Genomic DNA, 7,175 nt, shown 5'->3' with positions numbered 1-7,175 from the left:
GGTGGCACCCGTTGCGCCGGTGGCACCCGTGGCGCCTGTGGCACCCGTCGCGCCCGTGGCGCCTGTGGCACCCGTGGCTCCGGTTGCGCCCGTTGCGCCGGTGGCACCTGTTGTGCCTGTCGCGCCCGCCGGGCCGGTCGGGCCGGTCGGGCCCAGCGATCCTACGGGTGAAATTGACAGAGACGTCACATAGCCCGTGACCTGGTCAGGCGAGGACGGATCAATGAAAGCGATCGTACCAGCTTTAAGACTCGAAAGATCCGTTCCAGAGGTTGTGCTTACGGAATACGTTCCGGCAGGCAAGGAAACGGTTAGTGTAAATGGATCATTATTCGAGTTGTCGTCGTAAGTGCTGGAATCACCAAAAATATAAAGAGAGCCGATCTGCGTATAGTGGCCGCTCGAAGTGACAAGAACGGCAACCAGAGTAACGCCACTCGATGAAGACGTATCATCAGAAGATGTATCAACGATATTAAGAAACGAATCATCTTCTGACGAGTCTTGTGACGATGGGTCTTGATAATTTCCGCTCAAAACAACATCGCCGTAGCTTCCCGTCGCGGGACTTACAGTAATCGAACCTGACATCTTTCTATCCTGACTAAATTAAAGGAAATGCATGCCTAAATTGACAACGACCAGCCTGACTCAACCGGCCTTTAATTCGAATTGTAAAGCTGCATGCGCCTGCTCCCAGCCACGCGCCGGAGCAGGCCGGCGCAAAATCTTGTGGGTGAAGATGGAGTTGACCTCCGCGCGAACCGTCGCGCGATCAAGGAACGCTGCGCGCAGCCACCCCAGGGCCCGAGCACCGCGGAGACGGAACGGTCAAAATGACAATCATTCTGATAAATGTAGCCAGAAGCAGCCTGAGAAGACCTCAATTCTAACAATAGATGACATATCTCTAAATTGTTAGTTTGCTTCATTGTTAAGAACTCTCAAACAACATAGCATTTTGTCTCATTAAAAATGAAAAACTCGAAAATGGAATGAGTAGACCGAATCACTAACTCGAAATTAACTATCACGGATGTATCGATGGAGGTCAACGTTAAAAAATAATACTAATGATACGATTTTAGGCGCCGTCGCGCTTCACGATTTTTATGCATACAGATATTGATAATAGTATAGAATTTGTTAGATATTTTTATATACATATTGCCGATCAAATTCGTATGGACATGCATCGAAAGAATGACGTTCCGTTATCATTAACGCAACGGGCCGTTAAGCAGTTGCGCTGCGGCCAGATCATCATCCGAACAGGAAGGATCGGAATGTGCCAAAGGCAAAACTCACTAACCTGCATTTCTCACGCAGGCGTGCGCCCAGAGGTTCTGAATCGGCGAAAGTTGATCTGCGGCAAAGCAATTATACGAGACAGCGCAGTGCGCCCGATGCGGACAGAGCGTCGTCGCGGAGAAATTCGAGAGGGGAACCGTTTGCAGCTCTTCAGTCGCGATCGGGTTCGCCGGCGGATCGATCTCCCAGGATGCCGACGTGCAGCCGCCGGGAGCAGGCGATCGGGCGATCAGATTGACCGAACGCTTCGCCGCCCGCTTCACCGACTAGAGCATCATCCGATCAGATGGAGTCATCTGATCGGATAAAAATGCTCGATTTATCAGCATGATAGAGCACTACATCCGATCCAAAAGGATCGGAAAGTGCTCTAGCGCCCCACGAATCACATCAAGAACGATCTGTGGTCCTGTTACCCCAGCGCGGCGCCCGCAATGCGCCTGGCTGCGATGACGTGATCGATGATCGGAAGTTGCGACACGATCCGGTGCGCGCAATTCGCGCCAGCGAGGTCAGGGCGCGGCGGGCAGGCTGCGCACCGCTGGCCGCCAAGTCCTCGCTATAGTCGCTGGAACTGAAGCGCGAGGCGCCGTCGGCATCATCGCAACAGTTCCGACCCAGAGGCCATCGCGGCGCTGTTCGTCGGTTTGTTGCTCGGCGACCCGGAGATCCCGTGCACAGCCACCAGGAGGGGCGGTTCTTCCACAGTCATTACGACGGCTTGCGTTGGCTGACGCTCTACTTGTCCAGTGATCGGGATCTTCTGGCAGCGAAGCCGCGGCACCCGAAGATCGACGCAGCCACCGGAGCCATCGAGGAGAAGATCGCGCGGATCGTCCATCAGATCTGCCCAGCGCTATGGCCGTTCGGGGCATATTGCCCGAATTTCCGCGCAGGGGACTTCTTTAGCGACCAAGTGATTGCCTTACTGGTGAGCCCGCAGGGATTCGAACCCTGGACCCCAAGATTAAAAGTCTCGTGACATCTCATGTCATCAAGCGACTTAAGATTTCAGGACTCAAATATCCCATTGATAAAAGCCGCATAAATTGACAAGCATAAGATTTTGTACGACAATAAGCGTCACGAGCCGAACCGCCGGTGAGTCCGCAGTGAGTCCGCAAACAAAAATCTTGTGGTCGGAAGGATTGGAATTTTATGCGCTTCACGATGAACCGAATTGCCGCCCTGACCTGCCCCGAAGGACGGAAAGACGCTCTCTTTTTCGATGAGGAATTGCCGGGGTTTGGTGTTCGCGTGACCAGCACCGGCTCAAAGACCTATCTGGCACAGTACCGAGGCGCTACAGGCGTCAGGCGCGTTTCGCTAGGAAAGCATGGCGTTATCTCGTTGGCTGACGCCCGCAACGCGGCCAGGGCAATTCTGGGGCAAGTGGCAAGTGGCGGTGATCCGATTGCCGAACGACGGGCGAAGGATGAAGCGGCCCGGCAGGCGCAAAGCGAAGCCGCCTTCACGGTCGAAGCACTGATCGCAGCTTGGGTTGCGGATCGGCAGGAAAGCCGTCGGGCAAGTTATTTAAAGGTCGCCGCCGCCGCTCTCAGGACGCATCTCGCGCATCTTCTGACGGTCCCTGCATCCGCCATGACGGTGCGACAGGCGGTTGCCGCACTGGACCGAGTAAAAGCCGCCGCCGGGCCTGTAGCGGGCAATCGCCTGCTCGCCTATGCCCGCGCCTGCTTCGGATGGGCGTGCAAGCGGCAGCGGTTGGCAATGAACCCCTTTGCAGGATTGGAGCGCCCCGCACGAGAAAAATCCCGCGACCGCGTGCTTACGGATGCCGAGATCGGCGCGATATGGCGGGCGGCGGCGCTGCTCGATTACCCTGCCGGGCAGTTCACCAGGATGCTCATGTTGACGCTGGGACGGCGCGATGAAGTCGCCTCGATGCGCTGGACCGAGATCGCTGCCGATGGCTTAACATGGAGCCTACCGGCTGATCGCGCCAAAAATGGCAAGTCGCATGTCGTTCACCTGAGCGAACCGGCGCGGGGAATCCTGAGCGCCCTGCCCCGATTTGAAAACTCGGATTTCCTATTTACCACAACGGGCGAACGCCCGATTTCCGGTTTTAGCGGCTTCAAGTTGGCCATTGATCGCGCGATTGAGGCCGATTTGGGCAGGGGCATTGCCGATTGGCGGTTTCACGATTTCCGCCGCGCTGGCGTGACTTGGCTGGCAGGGGCAGGCTTTCCCCCCCACGTAGCTGACAAGCTGCTGAACCATATGAGCGGCTCCATTCAAGGCGTCGCGGCAGTCTATCAGCGCGCCGAGTTCCTGCCGGAACGTGAGCGCGCGCTCGACGCATGGGCATCGCACGTGATTAGCGCAGCGGCAGGGGGCACGACGGCTGGCAACGTGATCGCGCTTCGCGCCTGAATATCACGAAAAAGTGATATCTCGACGTATTGACATTTCTGGGCGATTTCCAACCTGCGGAGGCTCATTTTGAAATGATGTTTCGGCATGTTTCATCCCGAAATCCTGTTTTGGAATTTCGGGATGAAAGCTGAAGTCACAAAATTTGTTTTATCAATACAGAACTATTTTCAGCTTACCTATAGGTGCGTTTAGAAAAATTTAGTAAAATTACAAGACGCACTATGGCGTCAATTACAAAAAGGATGATTTCATGATTGAACGCAATTTATTAACTACTCGCGAAGTCTGTCAATACGTTGGATTTTCAAAACGAACTCTTGAACGGTTGATCGAGGATGGGCGCGGACCTCGACGGGTCAGGATTTCGACGCGGCGACTGGGATACCCAAAAACCGATCTCGATCAGTGGCTCGCTGCCCGCGAAGAACGACACTAAAAGAAAAACCCCTGCTCGAATGCGCTTCGGGCAGGGGCGTCAGTCAAATTAAATTAAAAGGCATGATCATGAATTTAATAGCAAATAATACGGACAATGTCAAGTCCAAAACTCCAATTGCCCTGACATTTTTCCATAGCGTCACCGGCACAACTGCTGAACAAGTGACGATGTCGATGGCGCAATTAGTTGAACGACTTTGTGGCACCGAGGCAGAATCCAAACATGACCTGCCGTTAATTTCCGGGTGCCGGTTCGGTGATTCGAAAACCGGCAGGGGCAGTTTGCGACATGACGGGAATGTTTCAGGAATTTCGGCAATCGTTGCCGATTACGATGCCGGAAAATTGTCCATCGAAGATGCGCGAGATCACCTCGCCGCAGCGGGGATCGGGGCACTCATTTACGCAACAGCACGGCACACGCCTGATTCGCCTCGCTGGCGGGTAGTTTGTCCGCTGGCGGACATGCAGCCGCGTGATCGCCACAAGGGGCTTGTGGACCGGCTGGATCAAGCCCTCGGCGGTAAGGTTTTGGCAAATGAATCATGGACTTTATCGCAGTCTTATTTTTTCGGTTTCGTATCAAAAAAGCCCAAACATTGGGATTTCGTGGAAGGCGGTTTCCTAGACCAGCAGGTCGATTTCGAGGCAGGAGGGATCACTTCAAACGAAATCCAATCTCTCGCCGCGCCGGTGGCTAAAACCGCTGCCGAATTGACCGCTTTCGATCCTGAATCGCTGCATTCCCTGCTCATGCAAACCGGCCCTCATTCGATGCGAGAGCCGGAATGGAGTTCGACGCTTCGGGCAGTGAAAGGCGCGTTTGTGGAGCGCCCTGATCTTGGGTTCGAGGCTGCCGAGCACGTCACCGCGCAATGGACCGATGGGGTCACTTCGCCGGAGGAATTGGCGGAAAAATGGGATTCTCAAAACCCACGCCGGATCGGTGAGGCTGAAGTTCTCCGATACTGCGGCGAACACGGTGCACGCCCTGATGACATCGGCGCGTATGTTGGGGCGGCGGGGCTGGGGCGGGCGCAAGAGGCGTTCAGCGCGGAGGCAGCCCCTATTTCCCCGCCGCCGGTGACGCGCAAGCGGTTCGAGATCAGCCGCATTGCCTTGCTCGATCACTCTATCAGGCAGCGGGAACTAATTTCGGGATGGTTCGGCCTTGGCGAGTTTCTGCGGCTTAATGGCTCTCCTGGCTGCGGCAAAACGACGCTTGCCGTGGATTGGGCCGCTCACATTGCCGGCGGGCTGCCGTGGCGTGGTCACGCGGTCGAGCAGGGTGCAGTCCTCGTGATCGAACTTGAGGGTGCAGCGAACTTGCAAACTCGTGTCGAGGCAACCTGCACCGAACTCGGGCTGAAACAGACTGAAATTCCGCTATTTATGATGGCAGATTCCGTTTCGCTGGCGGTCGAGCCAGAATGGCGCCCCTTGCTCGATGCCATCACCGATACGGATTTCGGCTCGCCTCTCCGGCTGATCGTGATTGACACGCAGGCTCGGGCAAGCGCGGGTGCAGATGAAAACTCGGCCTCGGACACAGCTTTGATTGTTCGAGCCATTGACGAAATCCGGGCCAAGACCGGCGCGGCAGTGCTGATGCTCCACCACCTGCCACATGGAGCGGACCGCGCCCGAGGCAGCACCGCGTTTCTCGGGGCGGTCGATTGTGAAATGATCGCTCGGCGTGACGAGAGCGGCGTCGGCTCGATCAAGGTTGTCAAAATGCGGAACCGTGCCGATCCGCCGCCGGTTTACTATAAATTGAAATCAGTCCCTATCGGACTTGGGCCAGATGGAACAATCGTGACGGGCGCGGCCGCAATTCCAGCCGAAGCGCCGGGTCCGCAAAAGGCGCTCAAGCCCGCAGCCCAGATCGCGCTCGACAGTCTCTTGCACGGGGGGATGGCCGAGGAACAATGGTGTGGGGCTTTCGTTAAGCGCTATCCCGGCTCTGCCAGTCTCGACGGCAAGCGCAAGGCATTTCGCCGGGCGGTTAAAGAACTGACTGAGGCCGGGGCGGTGGTTGTCGCGGACGGCTTAGCCCGCCTCTCGGGAACGGCAGGGGGTATTGCCCCCAACTGGCACGAGAGTTTGGGAACCGTCCAATGAACACGAAATCCTGTAACATTCTGAAATATTACCGGACAAAACGCTCTGTCCGTTACGCGGACAAAACGACGGATAAAGCCGGACAAAGCCATTTTCAAAAATGCAAAAAATGGCGGTTTCCTGCGGGTTACAGCCGGACAAGCACCGGACAAAGCCCGGACACGCTGCCGGACAGACAGGACAACCCCCCTGTAAGGGGGTTGTCTGTCCGGTCCTGTCCGTCCGCCTGTCTGTTTTCAATTTTACATTAGGATTTCTGAATATGAATGATTTTAACGATCCCCCCCTGCCAAAACCATTTTCACCGTTCCGTCGTGCCCAGGGTGGCCCGCCGACGAACTCGGATTTTATGAAGCCGTGGGGTTATGACGGATCATGGCCCCCGGCCTCAATGACTTTTCCGGGAGGGTTCGCGGCGTCCGAATGGACCGATTACGAAAGCCGCCCGATTGCCGAGCGGGCGCGCATTGAGGCCCTTGTGCAGATCAGGCACACGCTAAGCCTGACACCTAGAATCGAACTCTGGACCCCGCCGCCGCTGGTATCGGCATCAACCATGCCGATCCTGACCCTGCAACCCGATCATGACGTGGGATGGCCTGGATCGGAACTGAGGTGCGGGATCGGTGTGATAGACGCCACACTATCGGATCAGCCTTATGACTGGCTGTCGGCAACCAATTTTTGGTCCGCCGCCGTGATCGCTCAACCGGGGCAATATCTTGCCGCCTTGCGCCGTGCCATCGAGCGCCGACTAGGCGGTGATCCGCGTGTGATCCTCGTGTGCGATACCAACCATGCATCGGCATGGGCAGAGCGTTTTCACGAGCGCGGCATTTTGTGCGAGACTTGGGATGAATGACGATCCTGAAATCACGCAAATTCTCCGCAAACTGCCTGACCGG

The 7,175-nt window shown here is 56.1% G+C and carries 5 protein-coding genes, 1 tRNA gene and 1 pseudogene; 4 read left to right on the top strand and 3 right to left on the bottom strand.

Features of this window, described 5'->3' with window-relative positions; genetic code table 11:
• From APM_RS20490 to APM_RS14085, 3 genes and pseudogenes are all read right to left on the bottom strand, one after another.
• Positions 1 to 591: pseudogene (locus APM_RS20490) on the bottom strand (hypothetical protein); the annotation flags it as partial.
• A 1,318-nt stretch (positions 592 to 1,909) separates the two neighbouring features.
• Positions 1,910 to 2,152, bottom strand: a complete 243-nt coding sequence (locus APM_RS22735; protein WP_241763166.1) for a hypothetical protein — start codon at positions 2,150 to 2,152, stop codon at positions 1,910 to 1,912.
• Positions 2,153 to 2,240: 88 nt separating this feature from the next.
• Positions 2,241 to 2,331, bottom strand: a tRNA-OTHER gene (locus tag APM_RS14085).
• Between the two features lie 138 nt (positions 2,332 to 2,469).
• Here APM_RS14085 and APM_RS14080 point away from each other — a divergent pair.
• From APM_RS14080 to APM_RS20475, 4 genes are all read left to right on the top strand, one after another.
• Positions 2,470 to 3,708 carry a site-specific integrase gene (locus APM_RS14080; protein ID WP_007424036.1) on the top strand — a complete coding sequence of 413 codons (1,239 nt, stop codon included), beginning with the start codon at positions 2,470 to 2,472 and terminating at the stop codon, positions 3,706 to 3,708.
• A 253-nt stretch (positions 3,709 to 3,961) separates the two neighbouring features.
• Positions 3,962 to 4,147, top strand: coding sequence for a helix-turn-helix domain-containing protein (locus APM_RS23130; RefSeq protein WP_081432881.1), 186 nt, complete (start codon positions 3,962 to 3,964; stop codon positions 4,145 to 4,147).
• Positions 4,117 to 6,270 carry an AAA family ATPase gene (locus APM_RS14075; protein WP_011942046.1) on the top strand — a complete coding sequence of 718 codons (2,154 nt, stop codon included), beginning with the start codon at positions 4,117 to 4,119 and terminating at the stop codon, positions 6,268 to 6,270. The genes APM_RS23130 and APM_RS14075 overlap by 31 nt, the downstream gene beginning before the upstream one ends.
• A 262-nt stretch (positions 6,271 to 6,532) precedes the next feature.
• Positions 6,533 to 7,132, top strand: a complete 600-nt coding sequence (locus APM_RS20475) for a hypothetical protein (RefSeq protein ID WP_007424034.1) — start codon at positions 6,533 to 6,535, stop codon at positions 7,130 to 7,132.
• Positions 7,133 to 7,175: the final 43 nt, after the last annotated feature.

It is taken from the genome of Acidiphilium sp. PM (assembly GCF_000219295.1).
Lineage (GTDB): Bacteria > Pseudomonadota > Alphaproteobacteria > Acetobacterales > Acetobacteraceae > Acidiphilium > Acidiphilium multivorum.
The sequence above is the reverse complement of the archived record's forward strand: the minus strand, read 5'-3'. Positions and strand labels throughout refer to the sequence as shown.

What these genes read in the sequence shown, in the direction of transcription:
- APM_RS22735 (WP_241763166.1), bottom strand. Translation starts at nt 2,152, where the DNA reads ATGGACGATCCGCGCGATCTTCTCCTCGATGGCTCCGGTGGCTGCGTC.
- APM_RS14080 (WP_007424036.1), top strand. Translation starts at nt 2,470, where the DNA reads ATGCGCTTCACGATGAACCGAATTGCCGCCCTGACCTGCCCCGAAGGA.
- APM_RS23130 (WP_081432881.1), top strand. Translation starts at nt 3,962, where the DNA reads ATGATTGAACGCAATTTATTAACTACTCGCGAAGTCTGTCAATACGTT.
- APM_RS20475 (WP_007424034.1), top strand. Translation starts at nt 6,533, where the DNA reads ATGAATGATTTTAACGATCCCCCCCTGCCAAAACCATTTTCACCGTTC.